The following is a 25,274-nucleotide window of genomic DNA, read 5'->3' on the forward strand; positions in this document are numbered from 1 at the left end:
CAAAACTTACCGACAATAAAAAAGGTGAATGATTACTCATTCACCTCTCGTTATTTCTGTTTTTGATACTTACTATACTTTGAAGCTTACTGCACGCGGCGCAGTACTTGTTTCAATGCGTCAAAGTCTGCGTCGAGCTCTTCCGATAGCAGCTCCATCGCAGCGTGCTTCGCTAGTGGCGCAGGAAGCTCGATATCGGATTCTAGAATATCATCCACGACTTCTTTGAACTTCGCAGGGTGAGCAGTACATAGGAACAGACCGGTTTCACCGTCTTGCAATTGTTCTTCAAGAACGCGGTAAGCAATCGCACCGTGCGGTTCACACAGGTAACCCATGCTGTATAGATCTTTTACTGACTGTGCGCTTTGCTCATCAGATACTGCACCTTTACCTAGCGTCTCCAAGCCCCACTCTTTCACGCGACACAGCTCTTCAATACGAGGCCAGTTGTTTGGTTGGCTCACGTCCATCGCGTTCGATGTTGTTGCGACTGTTGGTTTTGGCTCCCACTTACCTGTTTCTAGGTAGCGAGGAACCGTGTCATTGGCATTCGTTGCAGCGATAAAGCGTTTGATAGGCAAGCCCAGCGCTTTTGCCAGTAGACCAGCAGTTAGGTTACCAAAGTTACCACTTGGTACAGACACGACTAGGTTTTCACGCTCTTGTTTGCTCATTTGCGCAGCTGCTTCAAAGTAGTAACAGATTTGCGCCATCAAACGGCTGATGTTGATTGAGTTTGCAGAGTTCAGACCGATCTCTTCACGCAGTGCAGAATCATCAAAAGCTTGCTTAACCAGTGCCTGACACGCATCGAAGTCTCCATCGATCGCGACAGTATGGATGTTCTTACCAAGCGTACAGAATAGCTTCTCTTGCAGTGGGCTGATCTTACCTTTCGGGTAAAGAATCACAACGTTGATGTCTTCCATACCGTAGAAAGCATGCGCAACGGCTGCGCCAGTATCGCCAGAAGTTGCTGTCAGAATGGTGATCTTGCCACCGTCCGAAACGGCTGCAAGAGATTGCGCCATAAAGCGACCACCAAAGTCTTTAAACGCAAGCGTTGGGCCATGGAACAGCTCCAGTGCGTAAACACCATCTCTTACTTGGTTGATAGGCGCAGGGAATTGGAATGCAGCATCAACAAGAGCATTCACTTTCTCCTCTGTAAGTTCATCTCCAATTAACGCCGATAGAATCTTAGTGCTACGAGAGACAAAGTCTTCTGCAAGCAGCGCATCGATATCTTCAAATTTTGGTAATTCCGATGGGAAAAATAGGCCTTGATTGCGACCTAACCCTTGGCGAACGGCTTGGCCAAAGGAAACTTGTTCATCATTTTCTTTTATATTGTAAAGCTTCATAGCTCACTTCCTGTTACTTTCGAACCCTGCTTATCTAGACGACAAACGTGGACGAATCCTTCTTCGTTTTGTACGTAGTTTTGTTCTAACCAGCGAGCAACTCGCTCAGCGACATCTTTCTCTTTGCAAATACTGAACAGTGTCGGACCACTGCCAGAAATACCGGTTGCCAATGCACCCGCAGACGCTGCGTATTGACGTGCATTCGCAAAACCTGGAAGCAGTTTCTCACGATACGGTTCTGCGATCACGTCTTTGATCATTTTTGCAGCAAGTTCTGGCTGACCAGAATGACACGCATGAATAAAGCCCGCAAGGTGGCGACCATGAGCAATTATATCTTGTCGGCGGTATTGAGATGGTAGGATCTCACGCGCTTCCGCCGTTGATACCTTGATACCCGGATACGCCATCACCCAGTACCAATCATCAAAGCAAGGCACTTCTTGACTGATGATACCCAATTCTTCAAGCATCAGTTGCACACCACCAAGGTAACATGGCGCAACGTTGTCGTAGTGAATACCACCAGAGATCTTGCCTTCCATCTCTCCCATCAGCGCCAATAATTCTGTCTCGTTAAGTGGCTGTCCATGGAATCGGTTCAATGCATCTAATGCAGCGACGATAGAACATGCACTTGAGCCTAAACCAGAGCCAATTGGCATGTTCTTTTCTAGCGTCATTTCAAGTGGCTTTAGCTCAACACCTTTTTTATCTAGCTCGCGAGAAAACACCAGCCAACAATCGTAAACGATGTTTTCTTTTGGCTCTGTAGGCAACTTAGAGACAAAATTACCCGCAGTTTTCAGACTGAACGGCTCAGTCCCTGCCTTAACTTGCACTCTGTCACCTAGCAAGGTCCCATCCACTGGGGACACGGCAGCCCCCAGCACATCAAAGCCAACGCTTACATTACCAATTGATGCTGGGGCATAAACCACTACATCCATATCACTTGAACTCATTATTGTTATACCCCTAGTTTCCAACCTAAAGTACGCATCACGTCAGAAAATACACCCGCAGCCGTTACTTCGGTGCCTGCACCATAGCCACGTAACACTAGTGGGATTGGCTGATAGTAACGGCTGTAAAATGCCAGTGCGTTTTCACCGTCCTTGATTTTATACATTGGATCGTTTTCATCCACCGCTGCGATGCTTACTGTGCACTTGCCCTCATTAATCTCACCAACGTAGCGCAGTACTTTGCCTTCTTCCGCTGCCTTTGCAGATAATTCTTTAAAGTAAGCGTCTGCTTCAGGTAAACGCGCCATAAATTCATCAACGCTACCAGAATCATCAAAACCTGGTGGCAGTGCTTGATCAACCACAACGTCTTCTAGTTCTAGAGACATGCCTGCTTCACGAGCTAGGATCAGAAGCTTACGCGCGACATCCATACCAGAAAGATCATCACGAGGATCCGGTTCAGTAAAACCATTTTCTTTTGCGATATTAGTAGCTTCACTTAGGCTCATACCTTCATCTAACTTACCGAAGATGTATGACAGAGAGCCAGAAAGAATACCGCTAAAGCGCTCTAGCTCATCACCCGCTGAGATTAGGTTTTGCAGGTTTTCGATTACCGGTAGACCCGCCCCCACAGTTGTTTCGTACATCAGCTTGCGACGAGAGCTGCGCGCAACATCGCGAAGCTGATGGTAGTAAGCCATGCTTGCTGTGTTTGCTTTTTTATTTGGTGTAACGACATGGAAACCAGCAGCTAAGAAATCAGCGTATTGATTCGCGATATCTTCACTTGATGTACAGTCAACCAATACTGGGTTGATGATGTGGTTACGTTGAACCAAAGAAATCAAACGCGCTAGGCTGAACTCTTCTGTCGCTGCCGACATACGATCACGCCAATGATCGAGTGGCAGACCTTCACTATCAAGCAGAAGACCTTTGCTGTTTGCCAAGCCACACACGCGAATAACGATGCCTTTTTCCGCAAGCTTCGCCTGTTGACGCTCGATCTGATCCACCAGCTCACCACCAACGCCACCAATACCAACCACGAATACGTCTAAGAAGTGCTTAGAGTTGAATAGGTTTTCGTGACACGCTTTGATCGCTTCAGAGATTTTATCTTCAGGAATCACGGCTGAGATAGCACGCTCAGATGAGCCCTGTGCGATGGCTACAATGTTTACGTTCACTTCAGCAAGAGATGAGAAGAAGCGAGATGCAACACCGCGCGATGTACGCATGCCGTCACCAACCAACGTTATGATTGAAACATTATCAATAAACTCGACCGGCTCTAATAAGCTATCTTTCAGTTCCAACTCAAACGCATCGGCCAGTACTTGTTGCGCTTTTGCTTTATCTTCTGCCTCAATACAGAAGCTAATGCTGTACTCAGAAGAAGACTGAGTAATAAGAACAATAGACACACCAGCGGAAGACATTGCGCCAAATACGCGGCTTGCCATGCCAACCATACCCTTCATACCTGGGCCGGAAACGTTAACCATAGTTAGGTCGTTTAGCGTCGTGATACCTTTGATCGCCAGATTGTCTTCACCAGTGTCTTGCCCAATCAAAGTTCCTGCACCTTGTGGGTTAAAGCTGTTTTTGATCAGACATGGGATGTGGAACTGCGCGATAGGAGCAATGGTCTTCGGATGCAAAACGGAAGCACCGAAGTAAGAAAGCTCCATTGCTTCTTGGTAGCTAAGAGATTTAAGTAAGCGAGCATCTTCCACTAAACGAGGGTCGCAGTTGTATACACCATCTACGTCTGTCCAGATCTCACAACAATCTGCGCGCAGACACGCCGCAAGAACCGCCGCCGAATAATCAGAGCCATTGCGACCAAGTGTTACCAATTCACCTTTCTCGTTACCTGCGGTAAAGCCAGGCATGATATTCACATGGCCCAGAGGAAGAGGGTTTTGGCGGAAGTTTTGCGTTGAAACGTCTACATCAACCATGGCTTCAAGGTGATCACCTTTTGCGTATAGGTATTCAACTGGGTCGATAAGATGTGCTGGCTGGCCTTTGGCTTCTAACACCGCTTTCATCAATTGAATCGAAACGCGTTCGCCTTTGCTAATAATACGTGCATTAACATTGTTTGGGCACATGCCAAGAAGATTGATGCCATGAACGAATTGGCGTAATTGAGAGAGAGAAGTTTTCACTTGGTTATCGAAAGCTGAACCATCGATATTGGGTAGTACTGCTTGGATTTGAGTGAAGAGCGTTTTAAACGACTCCTCCAACTCTTTGATTTGTAGTTCTGCTTCACCATTGCGCAATGCGCCTTCAATGACCGCAACCAATTTGTTTGTTGTTTTACCAGGAGCGGAAAGAACAACCGCTACTTCTTCTTGTTGAGCGTTATTGGCAATAATGTCTGCCGCTCTCAAAAAGCGATCTGCATCAGCTAGTGATGATCCGCCAAACTTCAATACTCGCATCCCTTCCTCCGGTATATCTTCTTAAATTTGTCTAAATTCTGGATAAAAAAGCATAAAAAAAGGCCTGTATCTTGTTGGATACAGGCCTTTTTTGTGAATTTCTTTCGCTCAGCAGCCTGCCCCAACATGTGTCGTGTCGGTAATAATAATGGTCGTGGTCATTACTACTAGGCTGTTAGATGGCATAAATAAATATTCAACGTTAATTGTGTTTGCTTAACTCTACGTTTACCGAGTTTCTGATACATAGTCAACAAAAAATTGTTTGTTTTTCCATCTTTCAGAGATTTCTGCTAAGCAATGTCATTGATATTTATAGTTAATTACACATTATTGATCATTTGGAAATCTACAGTTAGTTTTTGTAAAGGACTTAACTATCATCACCAGTTCGGTTTTTTATCTAATAACTAGTCTAATCTTTGCCATAAAACGTACGATCAAATAATTCGAGAGGGTTGTGACACATAACAACAACTTAACTGTGACTTATGTTCATAGGATCGAATTATTTAGAAAATAGGTGAGCTAGCTTTCATATTCTATGCTTTAATAGTGAGAAGCTTTGGGCGCATACTAATAAAAAAGTTGACACAAGGAGTGGTGAACATGAAAAGATGGCTTTTTCTGTTGCTGTTTTTTGTGCCTGGTGTTTGTCTAGCCAACGAGCTTCCGCCGCTTCCAGGTAAAACATCCCCTTCTCCTCATAAACTATTCATTTCCAGCGACAGTTATCAGTCTGACAGTTTTGATGTTTGGAATATCGATACGGGTTACGCTTACGAACTTTTTGATTCGGTAGATGTTTATGTCGGTGCGCGAGTCAATAACTCTCCTACCCAAAATCAAAGTGGTTTTTTGAGTGGGATCAGCTATCACTTTAATGATCGTGTCACGCTGAAAAGTACAGTTCGCTCTTACAAGAACGAAACAGCGGAAGGTATTCGCCAAGACGACAGCAGCCTCGCGGCTGAAGTATCAAGTCGCGTAAAAATTACCGATAAACTGGATCTTCACGCGACTCTTGATTACCAAGATTGGCAACAAGGCTTTGAGGTTGGTTTAGGCTTTCGTTTTTAGAAGTCCAGCTTTTGCTTAGAAATCAATACACCGTTCCAGTCCGCGTAAACGTAGTGCTTAGGTTGAACGATTTGGTTTTGCATCGTTAAGGTTACGTTTACCTCTCCTATCCCGCGTTTCTCTGTTTTAAACGGGTTAGTTCCAAGAGCTTGAACGCCAATGTCCATTTGAGATATTTGTGCTACGTCGCGTATTGCACCATAGACAATGATGCCTTCCCACCCATTTTCTATTCCGAGTATCGCTAATTGATCGCCGAGTAATGCTCTCTGACACGATCCATGCCCGTCAACAATCAATACTTTACCCGTTCCATCTTCGCCCAGTACTTCACGCACTTTTGAGTTATCGTGATAGCAGCGCACCGTAACGATTTCACCGTAAAAAGCGCTACGTTGACCAAAGTTCTGCAATGGTAAAGTAAGCAAGCTCACTTGGTCTTCAAATTGGTCACAAATATCGGGTGTAATGTCTCTCATATTTCCTCCGTGAATTTTCTCACCCAAGCGATGCTTCAGTGAGCAGTATCCTTTTCTATACCTTCTATACGAGCCGAGGTTTAATGGAGCCTAACGTATGAAAAACTTTCGGCTGCGAGCACGCAATAAGATAAAGTTGGTCATTAATGACGTAATAAATCGCGTTTTGTTGAAAGTCATTCGCCAATTCAACGGCTACCTCTGGCGACAACTCGACGGCAAAGCTTTCCTCATACCATGTAAAAGCGCTATCACCTACCGTGACAGGCGCGTAATTAACGTGCTGTAGCTGTTTTTCTAACGCGTGATTGTTTATGCTGTTCTCTTCTTTGGACCTCAAGTTACTGTATGGGTTCCAAGCGGTTATCACAGCATAGTTTGAAACACGCCACTCGGCTTCGAATCTGAAAAAAGATTCTGAATAAGCATTCCATAACGATGCGTCTATGTTCGTATTACTTTTTTCTATCATAAGTCTTAAACGATTAATAACAGTTACATTTCATCAATTGATATAAATCAACAAACTGAATGGAATTAACATTTGAGCATTGTTAGCATGCTGTTAACAATATAAAATCCGCTCAATATCTTAGGGTGTTTACGTTTCAGGCCCCACTGAAAGCAGGAAATGAAAGGTAAACAAGCCCTTTAGAATAAACGTCGCCATTGGATACTGGTGAGTTGGCAAAATTCCATGGAGGGCGGATAACTGAAAGAAGTGTTTTTTTGATCAACTTGATTTATTATCAAAATCACATTACCTGTATGTTATATTTTTGCCTAGAATTTATTCTATTAGCACAATTTTGTCACAAATTTAGGTACCGCCAATGCAAACCCCGCAGATTCTTATCGTTGAAGATGAGCAAGTAACTCGTAACACTCTTAAGAGTATTTTTGAAGCAGAGGGATACGCTGTTTTTGAAGCCAGTGACGGTGAAGAGATGCACCAAGTGTTGTCTGATAACTCAGTCAACTTGGTTATTATGGACATTAATCTTCCAGGCAAGAATGGCCTTCTACTAGCGCGTGAACTACGCGAGCAAGCGAACATTGCTTTAATGTTCCTGACAGGCCGTGACAATGAAGTAGACAAGATCCTAGGTCTTGAGATTGGTGCAGATGACTACATCACTAAACCATTCAATCCACGTGAGCTAACTATTCGTGCACGTAACCTACTTAGTCGCTCAATGAGCTCTAACGCGGTGCAAGAAGAGAAGCGCTCGGTAGAAAAGTATGAATTCAACGGTTGGGTACTAGACATCAACAGCCGCTCTCTAGTAAGCCCTGCTGGTGATAGCTACAAGCTACCTCGCTCTGAGTTCCGCGCACTACTGCACTTCTGTGAGAACCCGGGTAAGATTCAAACTCGTGCCGATCTTCTTAAGAAGATGACTGGTCGTGAACTTAAGCCACACGACCGTACTGTAGACGTAACGATTCGTCGTATCCGTAAGCACTTTGAGTCTGTTTCAGGTACGCCAGAAATCATCGCCACTATCCACGGCGAAGGTTACCGCTTCTGTGGCGATCTAGAAGACTAGATTTAACCGCTAATATGCGAAGGGCTTGCTCATTGAGCAAGCCCTTTTTGTTTTAGGTTTAACGACTAATGCAATATCATTGCGGTTAATAAACCTTGTTAATCTTCACGTACTTTTCGACTAACCAACGCTGTTTACCCGCATCGTCTAGAAGCACTGCGATATCAACCGATTTTTCTGTGTTCACATCAATGTGAGACGAGAACGCCACCTCCCATCGGCTTTCACTGTGCGTTCGAGTATCTAAAGACGCACTGTCCACCAACCACTCTTTTTGCCCCTGTTTAATAATAAGAGCTTCTGCCGTTAGATTTGCAGGAAGTAACTGATCTCCTTCGAGGTAAAGTGCACCTTGAATACTTTGCTCTTCCACGTCCCCAATATTCGGCATGAGGTTCACCCATAAATTACTTTTGAGCTCAACATTAACCTCATTAATCGTAATCTGACTGTTTTGTTGCCAATTCACATTTGGAACGGAACTACAGCCTGCCATCAATGCCATGACTAACGCCAATGGTGCGATTCTTTTCATGTTATTTCCTTTGTTCCAACCAACTTTTGAGGACTTGAATATCGTTTTGGTATTCATTTTTGATCTCTTCAACCCAGTCTGAAATGTTTTCCCACCATGCAGGCATATCGGGCGATTGCGCTTTTTGCGCCACACTTTGGATGCGTTTCAGGCCAATTGAACCTGCAGCACCTTTGATTTTATGCGCTTCAGAAACAATCCCATCTTGATCTTTCGCTGTCATGTTCGAATCTAAGACATCAATATAGTCTGGCATCATATCTTCAAACATTTTTATGCTGTCGTAGACAGGTTTTGCACCAACAATGTCGACGTAAGACTCTAACATATCCATATCGAGTAAATGTGTCTCAATCAAAGGAGAAGGCACTGGCTCTTCCACTGTTTCGGGACCGCTCACCACTTCCTTAGGTTGTTCTAACTGGTGAGCGAAGAATTTATCAATCACTGACTGAATAGCATTCACTGCCAGCGGCTTACTGATCGCATCATCCATGCCGTTATCTAAGTATTCACGACGATCTTTCATTACATTAGCAGTTAAGGCGACCAATGGAGGAAGATTGTTATAATGCTTGCGGTAATAATTGGCGACATCAAAGCCCGTCATATCAGGCAGTTGGATATCCAACAACGCTAAGTCGTATTTTTCTGGCACAAAGTTCACTAACGCTTCTTGGCCCGTCATTGCCACGGTGACAGAGTGCCCTAGGCTCTCAAGTAACGATTTAGCCACAGTTACGTTAAGCTCGATGTCTTCGACCATAAATATGTTGAGGCGCACATTGTCGCGTTTCGCATCAATGACTGGCTCAGCTAGTTCAACAATCGGAACGTGGATCGATACAGTAAAAGTGCTACCAAAGCCTTCCTCACTGGTAACCGTAATATCACCATCCATCATATTGATCAGTTGCTTAGATACCGCTAAACCAATACCTGTACCGACCGCATGCAGGTTGTCCTTGCCTGATTTCACTTGGTAGTACATCGCAAAGATCTTATCTAGCTCTTCGTCTGGGATACCAATACCTGTGTCTTCCACTTCCATAATAATGGTCGCAAAATCGTCTTCGACATCCGCGCTCACTGTCATCACAACGCCACCTTCTTTGGTGAACTTCATTGCGTTGCTGACTAGGTTCCAAATCACCTGACGTAGACGGGTTGCATCCACTTCAATTGCTTTTGGCAAGTCGCTTAAACGTTCTAAGTCAAAGCGTAACCCTTTTTGTTCCGCCATCAGAGCTGAGATACTCTCAATCTCTGCGACGAAGTCTTCGAAGTTAAGTGGCGCAGGTAATAGTTCTAACTTACGGCGATCAAATTTATCCATATCGATAATATCGTTGAAGATGTTACCTAGCGTAATCGCACTCACATTGATGGTCTGCATGTGTTTACGCTGCTCTTCTGTCAACGGACTATCTAGAAGCATACGACTTAAGCCTACAATGCCATTCAGCGGCGTTCGCAGCTCATGACTGATGGTTGAGATGAAGGTAGTTTTGTCGCGGCTTGCTTTCTCTAACGACTCTTCATGGCGCTTACGTTCAGTGATATCACGACCGAACCCAACGAGACCAAGGTGGCGGCCATCTTTGCTGTAAAATGGCACTTTACGCAGCTCAAAGTAATGCTTGCGACCATCTGGGTATTCGAGCCATTGCTCGTAAGTAATCGCTTGATTATCGGCAAAAACCTTTTGGTCAGTATCAACGATATGCTCGGCGATTTCTTTGCTATACACATCCCAAGGGCTTAATCCGACTAACTGGTGCTCTTTCTTGCCCGTTAGCTCTTCCATCGCGCGGTTACAGCCAGAGAAAACACCATCCGCATTGCGGTAGTAAATTAAGTCTGGTGAGGCATCAATAAATGAACGCAGTAATGCGGTACGTTCTGCCAACTCTAATTGAGTACGTTCGCGTTGGAACACCTCATTTTCGAGGTCTTGCATCGCCTCTTCACGTGCTTCTTCCGCTTTAATACGCTCTTCAATTTCTTGGTTAAGCTTTTCAATGTTTTGTTGAAGTTGGTAATTCAACTCTTGATCTCGCGAACGCATGTCCTTCAGTTTGGACACCAGCTTAGTTAAACGCTGGCGAGACTCTTCTAGTTGATCGACAACCACAGAGAGGAAGTAAACCGCCCAAGGGGTGATCAATAGACCAAAAAACACCGAACGGACAATGTCGATATCATCTACTCGCCCTTTGAGAGCTAAAGTAATCCCTACCTGCACCACAACAGCTAATGCCACCAGCGCAAGGGCTAGCAAAATAGAGAAGCGAACAATCCCCAGTTTGACTAGCAAGTCGACATAATACTGGGCGAGATTTTTCATGGGTTTCATTAACTACTCCATGGTGGTGGCTAGATAGCGCCATTCGATGATGAAAAACAGGTAAATGCACTCGACCTAACGCAATTTAGGTCTGTTTGATTAGTGAAAAACACACGGTGCGATCTGCTCTTGTGATACGAGATAAAAAGATAAACCAACGAGCGCACAGGCTTGTGTAAGTTTAACGTGTTTAATACGGTGATTTAAACAATCAGCTATCAACTTAGAGCAAGCGGTCACAAAGCGTTAGCAAGAACTGGGGTGAATACAGGTGCGATTACGTCCATCAGCTTTAGCTTGATATAACGCACTGTCAGCCATAGCGATGCCCATTTCGGGTTCATCACCATGCTGAGGAATGTAAGAGACCAGACCGATACTGACGGTAAGGCGTTCAGATGCTTCTGAACTGTCGTGTTCCATATCAAGCTGTAGAATTTTCTCATGAATACGCTGTGCTACGTTGCGCGCACCTTCCGTGGTGGTATTCGGCAAGATAAAACCAAACTCCTCGCCACCATAACGCGCAACACAATCCGAAGAACGATTGATGACTTGTGTAAACACGGTAGCAACACTGACTAACGCTTCATCACCTTGTTGGTGACCGTAACAGTCGTTGTAATCTTTGAAAAAGTCGATGTCACATAACATGATGGTGAGCGGCAGCTTTTCTCTAGCATGGTGGTACCACAATACCTGCAGTTGTTCATCGAAACGGCGTCGGTTCGATACTTGAGTTAAGCTATCCATAAAGCTCAATTTTTCTAACTCTAGGTTGGCTTTTTCCAACTTTTGTTCTGCAAGATAACGCTCAGAAATATCACGCGCCATGATCAGCACACCATTCGTTCCTGATGCTTTATCTTTAAAAGGCGATTTCACCACATCAAACCACGTACTTTTACCATCACTACTCACGACTTTATCTATGTATCGAACTGGCTCTAACTGGCGTAATGCTTCTAAGTCACTGTCTGCTAAGCGCGCGTACATCTCTTTAGGAATCACGTCTTGGAGGCGCTTACCTATCAAATCAGAAATTTTTGAAATTCCTAACGCCTTAACAAAAGGCTGATTACACGCTTGATAGACCATGTTCTCATTGAAAATACCAATAGAGTCCGGACTGGCATCCAGAATCGTTTGTAAGATAGTATCTCTTTGCGCTAGCGCCACCTCTGTATCTTTGCGACGCTCCATTTCATCTCGCAGATTCTGTTGCATCTTGTGCCATTCAGTCACGTCATGACTAATAGACAGCGTACCGATAAGCTCACCACTCGGCGAAACAAGAGAGTTTTGATTGACTTCCAATAAGCAACTTCGACCTTGTGGATCCGTTGTCCATTTACGTTCGCTTTTTCTGGTCATCTCACCCAAGGTCTTGGATGCGCAAGCTTCTTCCCTTCGCCCTTGCCAGAATTGATCAAATGCTCGATTGGTCGTTAACAGATTGCCTTGGCGGTCTTGGGTACAAATCAGCTCTGAAAGTGAGTCTAATGCCGAACGTGCGATGATTAACTGCGCAAGTTCTTGTTGCTGCTCTTGGTGAGTGGCTTGATATGGCTGAGCATAAAGAATCCAAACTCGATGATTGCGCAATAAACTCTTTCTGCCTGACAGCTCCACTTTAATAGATTCACTATCAGATAGTCGCCACTCAAAAGCCTGCTGACGAAAATGACGACTAGAGAAGCGATCGAGAAACTGCTCAAGCTCATGAATATCGAATAAAGCAGGATACAAATACCCCGTTCCCAAAGAGCGAATGCCTAACAACTGCATCGCAGCCTGGTTAGATAGCAAGAGCTGAGCATGGCTAGTGTCCACCACTATGACTGGATAGGGAGAATCCGTTACTAGTTGCTTAAGTGATGTCTGAAAGTGCAAATAGATCAGTGCTAACGCGCACACGCCTGCGATTAATAACAAGACGACATAGCCATAACCGCCTTGACCACCCCAAAGCCAATTGAGTAACTGATCCATCGTTTAAACCTTCAAAGAACACTGGTTAAAATATATCAGTTATTTATTGAGCGATCTGCTATTAATTCGGGTTTAGTATAGATAAAGGTATTCCCCGTAAGACTCCCTTGAGCACCATGAGCACTGAGATCTCGACCAATTTCCGTCATCGCTAGCCAACGGTTTTCACACCACAGAGGCGATAATAACGTGGGCCTCCTGGCTGCTGATGAAACGCGATGATAAATCACATCTGGTGGTGTCATACGAATCATTTCACTGGCGATCGCAACATATTCTTCTAATTCAGGGGCTTCTAGCTTTCCGGCACGCCAAGCTTTCGCCATGGTGCTACCTTCGACAATATGCAAGCCATGTAACTTGATGCCATCCGTTCCCACGGCCAACACTTTTTGCAGCGTTTCAATATTTTCGGCGCGGGTTTCTTTGGGTAAACCCACAATTAAGTGAGTACAAACCTTGATTCCGAGTGTTCGCGCACGCTTAGTGATTTCGGCATAACACTCAAAGTCATGACCACGATTGATACGTTTGAGGGTGTCATTGTTGGCGGTTTGAAGACCTAGTTCTAGCCAAATTTCATAACCTTGCTGTACATAGCCCGACAGTAAATCCAATACCGCATCAGGGACGCAATCAGGACGCGTCCCCACACAAAGACCAACCATGTCTGCAGCCTTTAGTGCTTCCTCATACATGTTTTTGAGAACTTGTACTTCGGCATAGGTACTGGTGTAGGCCTGAAAATAAGCGAGATACTTCTTCGCTCTGTGAATTTCACCTGCGCGATCTTTTAACTGTTCGTGAATGCTTTTTATCTGGACTTCTTCATCTGCAAACGAAGCCACATTGCAAAATGTACATCCTCCCCGCCCAATCGTGCCATCGCGGTTAGGGCAACTAAATCCACCGTGCAATGTTAACTTATGAACCTTTTCACCGTATCGACGCTGAAGATCTTGGCCGATTGTATTGACCAACTCATGTAACTGCATAAATTCTCACCAACAATAAATCGTAATCAATCTCACTACGATCTGTGTAAATAAATTACATCCCTGCAAGAAAAAACACACAATATTAATCAATTCAAACACCCATCATGCGGGTCAAAATCAATAAACTTGCATAATTAAAGACAAAAATCGTTCATGTTGCGTAAATGTTAAACTAAAAATGCATAATTAAACGAAAAAATTGGGTCACAACGCCGACTTTTTCATTGCATTCTGAAGTGACAAAATTGTAGGATACTTACACAACCCCGTTATTTTTGTGACTTTTATTACAAAGCACACTGCGGGATTTGTCGGTGTTATCCCACTCCTACCTATATAAATCACTAGATAGTGATAATAAATAAAGGGATACCACCAAGGATTGTTTTTCTCGCAAAACTTTTCCTGCGAGATACGGAAAGGAATCAAGACCGGTCAACCTAGATCGGTGGCGATAATAAATATAAAGGACAAGACGTAATCAATAGTCTAGGTAGTATTTGCTGCCCGGTACTTTTGCGTCGACATTGAACTGGAAGGATGTATCTATGGTAGATAGAGAGCAAAATCCACAGGGTCTGTACACTCCGGAACTGGAGCATGACGCTTGTGGTATCGGTTTTGTTGCTCACCTTAAAAACCGTAAATCTCATGAAGTAGTGACTCAAGCATTGGATATGCTGGCTCGCATGGAACACCGTGGTGGTCAAGGTTGTGACCCATGCAGCGGTGATGGTGCGGGTATCTTGCTACAAAAACCTCATGAATTCCTATTAGAAGAAGCCGTTAAGCTAGGCATTAAACTGCCTTCGTTTGAAAAGTATGGTGTTGGTGTCGTTCTTTTCCCGAAAGACGAATACAAACGCGAGCAATGCCGTGACATTCTAAAACGTAACGCACAACGTCTAGATCTTGAAGTTATCGGCTACCGCGTATTGCCAACCGATAACTCAATGATCGGTGCAGACCCACTAAGCACAGAACCTCAGTTTGAGCATGTGTTTATCTCTGGTGGCCCTGGCATCACACCTGAAGAGCTAGAGCGCAAACTGTACGTACTTCGTAACTACACTGTACGTGTTTGCCTAGAAAGCGTTTCGAACATTGGTGACGACTTCTACATTAACTCCATGTCTTACAAGACATTGGTGTACAAAGGTCAGTTAACGACCGAGCAAGTACCTCAGTACTTCCTTGATCTGCAAAACCCGACCATGGTGACTGCACTAGCACTTGTACACTCTCGCTTCTCTACCAACACCTTCCCGAAATGGCGTCTTGCACAGCCTTTCCGTTACATTGCCCACAACGGTGAAATCAATACAGTTCGCGGTAACTTGAACTGGATGAAAGCCCGTGAAGCAATCCTAGAATCAGACCTGTTTACTCAGGCTGAAATCGACATGCTTCTTCCAATCTGTCAGGAAGGCAGCTCGGATTCATCTAACTTTGACATGGCACTTGAGCTCCTAGTTCTGTCTGGTCGCAGCCTGCCACACGCATTGATGATGATGATTCCGGAAGCATGGCAAGAAAACAAAAACATGGATCCTAAACGTCGCGCGTTCTATCAATACCACGCGAACATCATGGAACCATGGGATGGCCCGGCTTCAGTATGTTTTACTGATGGTGTTCAAGTTGGTGCGACACTAGACCGTAACGGTTTGCGCCCTTCTCGCTACACAGTGACCAAAGACAACTTCCTAGTGATGGCATCTGAATCTGGTGTTGTGGATATAGAACCAGAAAACGTTGAGTTCCGTGGTCGCCTACAACCGGGTCGTATCTTCGTTGCAGACCTAGAACAAGGTCGAATCATCTCTGATGAAGAAGTGAAAGACACCATCGCAACGGCACAGCCTTACGAGAAGTGGGTAGAAGAAAACCTACTGAGCTTGAAGAAGCTGCCAGATGCGAGCAACCAGTTCAGCCAACCTAAGCCAGAACACCTTCTACACCGCCAACAAGCGTTTGGCGTAAGCACTGAAGAAGTGAACGAAATCATCGTTCCAATGGCGAATGACGCGAAAGAACCATTATCAGCAATGGGTGCCGACTGGCCTCTTGCGGTTCTCTCTCATCAATCTCAGCACCTTTCAAACTACTTCAAGCAGCTGTTTGCACAGGTAACTAACCCACCGATCGACCCGATCCGTGAGCGCATGGTTATGTCGCTGAACACTTACTTGGGTAAAGACCAAAACCTTCTGACTGAAACACCACTTCACTGTCAGAAAGTAGAATTGGAATCGCCTGTTCTAGCCAACTCTGAGCTTGAAAAATTGCGTGCGATCGATAACGAGCACCTACAAGCGAAAACGTTGGATATCGTATTCCAAGCTAGTGAAGATCAAGGCAAACTTGAGCGTGCATTAAAACGTATCTGCCAATACGCAGAAGACGCGGTTATCGATGGTTATTCAATCATCCTACTCACTGACCGCGCAGTGAATTCAAACCACGCGGCGATCCCAGCAATGCTGGCAGTTGGCGCAGTACACCACCACTTGATCCGTAAAGGTCTACGTGCGAAGTGTGACATCGTGGTTGAAACTGGTGACGCGCGTGAAACGCACCACTTTGCAACGCTACTTGGTTACGGTGCGAATGCGGTTAACCCTTACCTAGTGATTGAAACCATCATTGAACTTCAACGTACGAAGAAGTTGGATCCAGAAGCGAACCCTCGCGATCTGTTCAACAACTACCGTAAAGCGATCAATGGCGGTCTTCTGAAGATCTTCTCGAAGATGGGCATCTCTACGCTACAGTCGTACCATGGTGCGCAAATCTTCGAAGCATTGGGTATCCACAAATCCGTGGTCGACAAATACTTCACAGGGACGGTTTCTCGTATCCAAGGTCTAACCCTTGATGATATCGCCAAAGAAGTACTTATCCGTCACCGCATCGGTTACCCACAACGCGAAATCCCAATTCAAATGCTGGATGTTGGTGGTGTTTACCAATGGAAACAGCGTGGTGAGAAGCACCTATTCAACCCAGAAACCATTTCTCTACTGCAAGAGTCTACGCGCAACAAGAACTACGATCAGTTCAAGCAGTACGCGACAGCCGTAGATAAACAAGGTGACAACGCAGTAACTCTGCGTAGCCAGCTAGAATTCATTAAGAACCCAGCAGGTTCTATCTCTATAGACGAAGTCGAACCAATTGAAAGCATCGTGAAACGCTTCGCGACCGGTGCAATGTCATTCGGTTCTATTTCTTACGAAGCACACTCCACACTAGCTGTTGCGATGAACCGTCTTGGCGCGAAATCGAACTCTGGTGAAGGTGGTGAAGACCCAATGCGTTTCGAGCGCAAAGAGAACGGCGATTGGGAACGCTCTGCAATCAAGCAGGTGGCTTCAGGTCGTTTCGGCGTAACCTCTTACTACCTAACTAACGCTGAAGAACTGCAAATCAAAATGGCTCAAGGTGCGAAGCCAGGTGAAGGTGGTCAGCTACCAGGCGATAAAGTAGATGACTGGATCGGTGCAACGCGTCACTCGACTCCGGGCGTTGGCCTTATCTCTCCACCACCACACCACGATATCTACTCAATCGAAGATTTGGCTCAGCTTATCTACGACTTGAAGAACGCGAACCGCGCAGGCCGTGTAAACGTGAAGCTGGTATCAGAAGCAGGCGTAGGTACGATCGCTTCTGGTGTAGCGAAAGCGAAAGCGGACGTTGTACTAATCGCAGGTTTCGACGGCGGTACAGGTGCATCACCAATGTCTTCAATCCGCCATACAGGTCTTCCTTGGGAACTTGGCTTGGCAGAAACGCACCAAACGCTACTGAAGAACGGTCTACGTAACCGTATCGTGGTTCAAGCGGATGGTCAGATGAAGACACCTCGCGACCTTGCAGTGGCAACACTACTCGGTGCAGAAGAATGGGGCGTGGCAACCGCAGCATTGGTGGTTGAAGGTTGTATTATGATGCGTAAGTGTCATAAGAACACCTGTCCTGTTGGTATCGCGACTCAAAATAAGACACTTCGCGAGCGCTTTGATGGCCGCGTAGAAGACGTCGTAACCTTCTTCCAATACATGGCACAAGGTCTACGTGAAATCATGGCTGAACTTGGCTTCCGCACTATCGATGAGATGGTCGGTCAAGGTCAGAAGCTGAAGATTCGCCAAGACGTTTCTCACTGGAAATACAAGAACCTAGATCTGTCTCCTGTTCTTCACGTTGAGCAACCACGTGAAGCTGATGGTGTATTCAACCAAGCTCAGCAGAACCACAACTTAGAAGAAGTGCTAGACCGTAAGCTGATTCAAGCAGCGATTCCTGCACTCGAGAAAGGCGAAGCGGTGAATGCCGAGTTCCCTATCGTTAACACGGACCGCTCTGCAGGTACCATGTTGTCGAACGAAATCTCGAAAGTGTACAAAGATGCCGGTCTACCTCAGCCAATGAACGTGAAGTTCAAAGGTTCTGCGGGTCAGTCATTCGGCGCATTCCTAGCTAAGGGCGTGAAGTTCGAAGTAGAAGGCGACGCGAACGACTACTGGGGTAAAGGCTTATCTGGCGGTACCTTAGTACTTTACCCAGATGCAAAATCAAGTATTGTCGCGGAAGACAACATCGTGGTTGGTAACGTGTGTTTCTACGGTGCAACTTCGGGTGAGTCTTTCATTCGCGGTATGGCTGGTGAACGTTTCTGTGTTCGTAACTCAGGCGCGAAAGTAGTAGTAGAAGGCGTCGGTGACCACGGTTGTGAATACATGACTGGCGGTGCTGCCATCATCCTTGGTTCAACAGGTCGTAACTTTGCCGCTGGTATGAGTGGCGGCGTGGCTTACGTATGGGATAAATCAGGTGACTTTGAGTCAAAACTGAACCCAGAGCTAGTAGACCTAGATCCAATCGAGCAAGAAGACAGAGATCTATTACTCGACATGCTAACTAAGCATGTTCAATTCACAGGAAGTGAAGTCGCTCAGTCTTTCCTAGACAACTTTGAAGCAAGCCTAGCCTCTATGGTTAAGGTAATGCCGCGTGACTACAAAGCGGTTCTTCAAAAGCGTAAAGCTGAAGCACAGTCTCAAGGAAACGAAACTCAAGTGGAGGCCGTATAATGGGTAAGCCTACTGGATTTTTAGAGCATGGTCGTGAACTACCACAGAAGATCGACCCAGCTGAACGCATCAAGAACAACAAAGAGTTCGTCCTGAACGAGGAGTTTGGTGACAAAATCAATACTCAGGCTTCTCGTTGTATGGATTGTGGTGTGCCGTTTTGTCATAACGGCTGCCCTATCGGTAACATCATCCCAGAGTTTAACGATGCAGTTTATCGTGATAGCTGGGAAGAAGCATGGAACATTCTAAGCTCAACCAATAACTTCCCAGAGTTCACTGGTCGTGTTTGCCCTGCTCCATGTGAAAGTGCTTGTGTACTTGGTATCAACCAAGATCCAATCACTATCTGTAATATCGAGAAAACCATCGTGGAAACGGCGTATCGTGAAGGGTACGCCAAACCAAAAACACCACGCTCTCGAACTGGCAAAACCGTTGCGATCATCGGTTCGGGCCCTGCTGGCCTTGCGGCTGCTGAGCAGTTAAACAGCGCTGGTCATACTGTGACGGTATTCGAGCGAGACGAGAAAGTCGGCGGTCTGCTACGTTTTGGTATCCCAGACTTTAAACTGAGCATGGAAGTCATTGATCGCAAGATCAATCTAATGGCAGAAGCTGGCATTGAGTTTAAAGTAAACCAACACGTCGGTGTTGATGTAAATGCTCAACAATTGCGTCAAGAGTTCGATGTGGTTCTACTGACGGGAGGCTCAACAGTTCCACGTGATTTGCCAGTTCCGGGTCGTGAGCTCAAAGGCGTTCACTTCGCAATGGAATTCCTAGGTCAAAACAACCGCCGTGCAAATAACATGGACCTGAAAACGGAAGAGATTCACGCAAAAGGTAAACATGTGGTTGTCATTGGTGGTGGTGATACCGGTTCAGACTGTGTAGGTACGTCAAACCGTCACGGCGCAGCAAGTGTAACTCAAGTGGAAATCATGCCGATTCCACCAGAAAAGCGTCCTGCCAATATGCCTTGGCCACAGTACCCGATGATCCTACGTACTTCGACATCTCATGAAGAAGGCGTTGATCGTCACTGGAACATCCTAACTAAAGAGTTCATCGGTAACGACAAAGGTGAAGTTACTGGTCTTCGTTTGGCTGATATCGTTTGGGAAGAGGCGAAACCTGGCGAGCGTCCAGGCTTTAAAGAAGTTGAAGGCAGCGAGCGGGTGATTCCATGTGATATGGCATTCCTAGCGATGGGCTTCCTTCATCCTGAACCAACGGGCGTACTTGCTCAACTGGATATCGCGCTAGATGATCGTGGTAACGTAGCAACTCAAGGTTTTGCTACAAACCAAGAAGGTGTATTTGCTGCTGGTGATATGCGAACAGGCCAATCTTTGGTGGTTCGTTGTATCAATGAAGGCCGCGAATGTGCCCGTGCTATCGATGATTACCTAATGGGTGGCACAAACCTAGAAGCAAAAGCAGATTCACTGATGCTTTCTGCTTAACGAAGCAGTCATGCTTCGCTCTTTCAATTGCCTAATAGCCATCAGCAATATCGATGGCTATCGGTGAAGAAAGAAAACAATTCCTTCCAATCTTTCTATTTTGACCAGCATTTTATGCTGGTCTTTTTTATCTCCCACAGAATCAAATGTTACTTTTTTGTAACAATCAATTTTCTATCTATTTGAAATTATTAAACTATTTTAGCTTATTAAATGGTAAATCGTATATTCACGTGATGATCCACTAATAACTTGACCTTTTTTACAATAAGCTATAGCTTGTGAAGTTGATGAAAATAAAACACTCAAAAAATGTTAAATATTTCACAACTTTTACTGAATAATTATACATAAAGCTATAAAGATGACGCATAGTTAGTCATCGATATCAACGTAAGCAGTGTTGATATATCTGTCGGGATGACGGATAAGCAAAGGGAGAATTGCAATGGCTCTTTATGATCCAAGTCTTGAGAAAGACAACTGTGGATTTGGCTTGATCGCGCATATGGAAGGCGAACAAAGCCACAAGCTGGTACGTACAGCAATTTCTGCACTTGACCGCATGACTCACCGTGGTGGTATCGCCGCCGATGGTAAAACTGGTGATGGTTGTGGTCTTCTATTACAAAAGCCCGATTCCTATTTACGTCTTATTGCCGAAGAAAATGGTTTCAACCTTGGCAAGCAATACGCCGTAGGGATGATTTTCTTCAACCAAGATCCAGTCAAAGCTCAACTCGCTAAAGACATCGTCAACAAAGAACTGGCGCAAGAGACGCTAACTGTGGCTGGTTGGCGTGAAGTACCAACTAATTCAGAAGTACTCGGTCCAATTGCGGTCAACTCGCTTCCAAATATTCAGCAAGTCTTTATCTCTGCACCGGCAGGTTGGCGCGAGCGTGACATTGAACGTCGTCTCTACATCGCACGCCGTCGCATCGAGAAACAAATCACCGAAGATCCGGATTTCTACATCTGTAGCTTGTCGACTCAAGTTTTGGTGTACAAAGGCCTATGCATGCCTGCAGACTTACCGCGCTTTTATCTTGATCTTGCCGATCTACGTATGGAATCTGCTATCTGTCTGTTCCACCAGCGTTTTTCTACCAACACTCAACCGCGTTGGCCATTAGCTCAACCGTTCCGCTACCTTGCTCATAATGGTGAGATCAATACCATTGAAGGTAACCGACAATGGGCACGCGCTCGTGCTTATAAGTTCTCGTCACCACTGCTGCCTGACCTACAAACTGCAGCACCGTTTGTGAACGAGACAGGCTCAGACTCGTCTAGCTTAGATAATATGCTAGATCTCTTCTTAGCTGGCGGCATGGATATCTTCCGTGCCATGCGTATGCTCGTACCGCCAGCATGGCAAAACCACCCGGATATGGATCCGGATTTGCGTGCGTTTTACGATTTCAACTCCAAACACATGGAACCATGGGATGGCCCAGCAGGTATCGTACTGTCCGATGGTCGTTATGCTGCTTGTAACCTAGACCGAAACGGTCTACGTCCTGCGCGTTATGTAATTACCAAAGACAAGCTGATCACTCTGGCATCTGAGGTAGGGATTTGGAATTACGCCCCAGATGAAGTTGCCAAAAAAGGTCGTGTAGGTCCGGGGGAATTGCTCGTCATCGACACTCGTAAAGGTAAGCTTTGGCAATCTAGCGAGATCGATAATGATCTGAAATCTCGTCACCCTTATCGCGAATGGATGGAGAGCAACGTTCGCAAACTAACGCCGTTCTCTCAGCTGCCTGAAGATCAAGTAGGTGAGCGTAGCTTTGATGAAGACTTGCTTAAGACTTATCAAAAGCAGTTTGCCATGAGCAATGAAGAAGTCGATCAAGTATTGCGTGTCCTCGGTGATATGGGGCAAGAAGCCGTCGGTTCGATGGGTGATGACACCCCGATGGCGGTTCTTTCTTCGAAAGAGCGCTTGGTGACTGACTACTTCCGTCAGAAGTTTGCTCAGGTCACCAACCCACCAATCGATCCGCTGCGTGAGAAACACGTCATGTCGCTGGCGACCAGCATCGGCCAGGAGATGAACGTCTTCTGTGAAACCGATGGCCACGCGCATCGTGTAACCTTTGATTCTCCAGTACTGCTCTATTCAGACATGCAGCAACTACTAGAGCTGAGTGACGATCATTACCGTAATACCATTCTCGATATCAACTACGATCCACAACAGAAAGATCTCAAACAAGCCATTGATGATCTGTGTGAGCAAGCAGAACAAGTGGTGCGTGAAGGCACGGTTCTAGTCGTGCTTTCAGATCGCGCTTTAGTCAAAGGCAAGCTGCCAATTCCTGCAGCAATGGCGGTCGGTGCGGTTCAAACTCGCTTGATCGATGCCAACTTACGTTGTGATGCCAACATTGTTGTTGAGACCGCAACAGCTCGTGACCCACACCAATTTGCTGTCTTGCTTGGCTTTGGTGCTACTGCGGTTTACCCATACCTTGCTTATGAAGCGTTAGGTAAACTGATTGATGATAAAGCACTAGAGAAAGACTACCGCGATGTGATGCAAAACTACCAATACGGCATCAACAAAGGCCTGTACAAGATCATGTCGAAAATGGGGATCTCAACCATCGCCTCTTACCGCTGCTCACAACTGTTTGAAGCAGTTGGCTTGAGCCAAGATGTGGTCGATCTGTGTTTTAAAGGCGTCACAACTCGAATTGAAGGCGCGAATTTTGACGACTTCCAGCAAGATCTTACAAACTTATCTCGTAAAGCATGGGCGAAACGCAAATCGATTGATCATGGCGGCTTGTTAAAGTACGTCCATGGAGGTGAGTATCATGCGTACAACCCGGATGTTGTCGGCACGCTGCAACAGGCCGTTAAATCTGGCGAAAGTAACGACTATCAGAGCTTTGCTAAGCAGGTAAATCAACGCCCTGTTGCCATGCTGCGTGACTTAATGTCGCTGAAAAAATCAGACTCACCGCTGCCACTTGAGCAAATAGAACCACGCACTGAACTGTTCAAACGCTTTGACTCTGCGGCAATGTCCATTGGCGCACTTAGCCCAGAAGCGCATGAAGCACTTGCAACGGCGATGAACCGTCTTGGTGGTTACTCTAACTCGGGTGAAGGCGGTGAAGATCCTCGCCGCTTCGGTACTGAGCGTAACTCACGTATCAAACAGATTGCTTCTGGCCGATTTGGTGTAACGCCTCATTACCTGACTAATGCGGATGTACTGCAAATCAAGGTGGCACAAGGTGCGAAACCGGGTGAAGGTGGACAGCTACCAGGACACAAAGTCACCGCAGAAATCGCAAAACTGCGTTATTCGGTACAAGGCGTGACTCTGATCTCCCCTCCTCCGCACCACGATATCTATTCGATTGAAGATTTGGCCCAGCTGATCTTCGACCTTAAACAAGTCAACCCAAATGCGCTGGTTTCGGTAAAACTCGTCTCCGAGCCAGGTGTCGGCACCATCGCAACGGGCGTAGCCAAGGCTTACGCTGATCTTATTACCATTTCGGGTTACGACGGTGGTACCGCAGCAAGCCCATTAACTTCGGTAAAATACGCTGGTAGCCCTTGGGAGTTGGGGTTGGCAGAGACACAACAAGCTCTGGTTGCTAATGGTCTGCGTCATAAGATCCGCTTACAGGTAGACGGTGGTCTAAAGACTGGTTTAGACGTAGTTAAAGCCGCAATTTTAGGTGCAGAAAGCTTCGGTTTTGGTACTGCGCCAATGGTCGCTATGGGTTGTAAGTTCCTACGAATTTGTCACCTCAACAACTGTGCAACTGGGGTTGCGACTCAAGACGAGACACTGCGTAAAGAATACTTCAAAGGTCTACCAGAAATGGTGATGAATTACTTCATCGGCTTGGCAGACGAAGTGCGCGGATTACTCGCCGAACTTGGCGTTGAAAAGCTGACGGACTTGATTGGTCGTACCGATTTACTCGAGGCAGTAGAGGGATTTACAGCGAAACAGACCAAGCTGGATCTATCCAATATTCTAGAAGCTCCAGTATCACCTGAGGGTCATCCGCTATTTTGGACAGAGCCAAACAAACCGTTTGATAAAGCTGAGCTCAACCAAAAGATCGTTGATGATGCCATGCATGCGGTTGAAAACAGTCAATCAGCAAGTTTCTTCTACAATGTCATCAACACTGATCGTTCTGTTGGTGCACGCTTATCTGGCGAAATAGCAAAACGCTATGGCAACCAAGGATTGGCGGCTTCCCCTATCAAAATCTATCTTGACGGCACCGCAGGTCAGTCCTTTGGTGTTTGGAACGCAGGTGGTGTAGAGCTTTACCTCACGGGCGATGCGAACGACTACGTGGGCAAAGGCATGGCGGGTGGTAAAGTGGTTATCAAACCTCACCTTGGCACCGCATTTAAATGCAATGAAGCAACTATCATTGGTAACACCTGCCTGTACGGCGCGACCGGCGGTAAACTATTTGCAGCCGGTAAAGCAGGTGAGCGTTTCGGCGTACGAAACTCAGGTACGATAGCCGTCATTGAAGGTGCTGGCGATAACGCTTGTGAGTACATGACTGGCGGTATTGTTGCCATTCTTGGTGCGACAGGTGTGAACTTTGGCGCGGGTATGACTGGAGGCTTTGCCTATGTTCTGGATGAGAACCAAAGCTTTGAAGGTCGAGTTAATACTGAGTCTGTCGAAGCCATCTCATTGTCCGATCTTTACATCCACCAAGAACATTTGCGTGGCCTAATTGCGGAACACCTTGAAGAAACAGGGTCGAGTCATGCAGAAAATATTTTGGCGAACTTTGATGAATGGATTCCAAAGTTCTATTTGGTGAAACCACAAGCGGCAGATCTTCGCACGCTACTTGGTCACCAGAGCCGCAGTGCCGCAGAGCTGCGTGTTCAAGCACAGTAATCATGGAGGATGT

Annotated in this window: 15 protein-coding genes and 1 other annotated feature; of the genes, 5 read left to right on the top strand and 10 right to left on the bottom strand. The window is 45.9% G+C overall.

What is annotated here, in order from left to right:
* Positions 1-86 precede the first annotated feature (86 nt).
* From thrC to thrL, 4 genes are all read right to left on the bottom strand, one after another.
* On the bottom strand, positions 87-1,367 hold the full coding sequence (thrC, locus tag L3V37_RS14465; protein WP_237306504.1) for a threonine synthase: 1,281 nt from the start codon (positions 1,365-1,367) through the stop codon (positions 87-89).
* Positions 1,364-2,320 (bottom strand): homoserine kinase, encoded by a 957-nt coding sequence (gene thrB, locus L3V37_RS14470; protein WP_041852994.1) that lies wholly within the window; start codon positions 2,318-2,320, stop codon positions 1,364-1,366. The genes thrC and thrB overlap by 4 nt, the downstream gene beginning before the upstream one ends.
* 20 nt (positions 2,321-2,340) lie before the next feature.
* On the bottom strand, positions 2,341-4,800 hold the full coding sequence (gene thrA / locus L3V37_RS14475; RefSeq protein ID WP_065274188.1) for a bifunctional aspartate kinase/homoserine dehydrogenase I: 2,460 nt from the start codon (positions 4,798-4,800) through the stop codon (positions 2,341-2,343).
* A gap of 53 nt (positions 4,801-4,853) precedes the next feature.
* Positions 4,854-4,973: a sequence feature (Thr leader region), on the bottom strand.
* Positions 4,909-4,986: a thr operon leader peptide gene (gene thrL, locus L3V37_RS14480; RefSeq protein WP_074192076.1), complete on the bottom strand. Its 78-nt coding sequence runs from the start codon at positions 4,984-4,986 to the stop codon at positions 4,909-4,911. Its footprint overlaps the feature before it by 65 nt.
* A gap of 423 nt (positions 4,987-5,409) precedes the next feature.
* Here thrL and L3V37_RS14485 point away from each other — a divergent pair, with 423 nt between their 5' ends.
* Positions 5,410-5,880, top strand: coding sequence for a hypothetical protein (locus L3V37_RS14485; RefSeq protein ID WP_047102035.1), 471 nt, complete (start codon positions 5,410-5,412; stop codon positions 5,878-5,880).
* Here L3V37_RS14485 and L3V37_RS14490 read toward each other — a convergent pair.
* Together L3V37_RS14490 and L3V37_RS14495 are read right to left on the bottom strand one after the other, a co-directional pair.
* On the bottom strand, positions 5,877-6,359 hold the full coding sequence (locus tag L3V37_RS14490) for a putative 4-hydroxy-4-methyl-2-oxoglutarate aldolase (protein ID WP_005381822.1): 483 nt from the start codon (positions 6,357-6,359) through the stop codon (positions 5,877-5,879). The two genes, L3V37_RS14485 and L3V37_RS14490, sit on opposite strands and share 4 nt — an antisense overlap.
* 64 nt (positions 6,360-6,423) lie before the next feature.
* Positions 6,424-6,831, bottom strand: a complete 408-nt coding sequence (locus tag L3V37_RS14495; RefSeq protein WP_053306886.1) for a DUF3293 domain-containing protein — start codon at positions 6,829-6,831, stop codon at positions 6,424-6,426.
* Positions 6,832-7,192: 361 nt separating this feature from the next.
* Between L3V37_RS14495 and arcA the strand changes: the two genes are divergently transcribed.
* Positions 7,193-7,909, top strand: a complete 717-nt coding sequence (gene arcA / locus L3V37_RS14500; protein WP_005381824.1) for a two-component system response regulator ArcA — start codon at positions 7,193-7,195, stop codon at positions 7,907-7,909.
* An 85-nt stretch (positions 7,910-7,994) separates the two neighbouring features.
* On the opposite strand, the gene L3V37_RS14505 is transcribed toward arcA, so the two are convergent.
* From L3V37_RS14505 to L3V37_RS14520, 4 genes are all read right to left on the bottom strand, one after another.
* Positions 7,995-8,444 (bottom strand): hypothetical protein, encoded by a 450-nt coding sequence (locus L3V37_RS14505; protein ID WP_054574283.1) that lies wholly within the window; start codon positions 8,442-8,444, stop codon positions 7,995-7,997.
* A gap of 1 nt (position 8,445) precedes the next feature.
* Entirely contained in the window at positions 8,446-10,800 is a 2,355-nt protein-coding gene (gene arcB, locus L3V37_RS14510; protein ID WP_237306505.1) for an aerobic respiration two-component sensor histidine kinase ArcB, read from the bottom strand.
* Between the two features lie 237 nt (positions 10,801-11,037).
* Complete coding sequence (locus tag L3V37_RS14515; RefSeq protein WP_237306506.1) at positions 11,038-12,783, bottom strand: GGDEF domain-containing protein; 1,746 nt, start codon at positions 12,781-12,783, stop codon at positions 11,038-11,040.
* A 35-nt stretch (positions 12,784-12,818) separates the two neighbouring features.
* Positions 12,819-13,778: a TIGR01212 family radical SAM protein gene (locus L3V37_RS14520; RefSeq protein ID WP_017633631.1), complete on the bottom strand. Its 960-nt coding sequence runs from the start codon at positions 13,776-13,778 to the stop codon at positions 12,819-12,821.
* A gap of 551 nt (positions 13,779-14,329) precedes the next feature.
* On the opposite strand from L3V37_RS14520, the gene gltB (L3V37_RS14525) reads away from it, so the two are divergent.
* The 3 genes from gltB (L3V37_RS14525) (at position 14,330) to gltB (L3V37_RS14535) (ending at position 25,261) form a co-directional block, all read left to right on the top strand.
* The gene (gene gltB, locus L3V37_RS14525) at positions 14,330-18,880 is read left to right on the top strand and encodes a glutamate synthase large subunit (protein WP_237306507.1); all 4,551 of its coding nucleotides are present in this window, start codon (positions 14,330-14,332) and stop codon (positions 18,878-18,880) included.
* On the top strand, positions 18,880-20,349 hold the full coding sequence (locus L3V37_RS14530; RefSeq protein WP_237306508.1) for a glutamate synthase subunit beta: 1,470 nt from the start codon (positions 18,880-18,882) through the stop codon (positions 20,347-20,349). The genes gltB (L3V37_RS14525) and L3V37_RS14530 overlap by 1 nt, the downstream gene beginning before the upstream one ends.
* A gap of 448 nt (positions 20,350-20,797) precedes the next feature.
* Complete coding sequence (gene gltB / locus L3V37_RS14535; RefSeq protein ID WP_237306509.1) at positions 20,798-25,261, top strand: glutamate synthase large subunit; 4,464 nt, start codon at positions 20,798-20,800, stop codon at positions 25,259-25,261.
* Positions 25,262-25,274 lie beyond the last annotated feature (13 nt).

The organism is Vibrio sp. D54 (assembly GCF_021728075.1).
In the GTDB taxonomy this organism is placed as follows: Bacteria; Pseudomonadota; Gammaproteobacteria; order Enterobacterales; family Vibrionaceae; genus Vibrio; species Vibrio alginolyticus.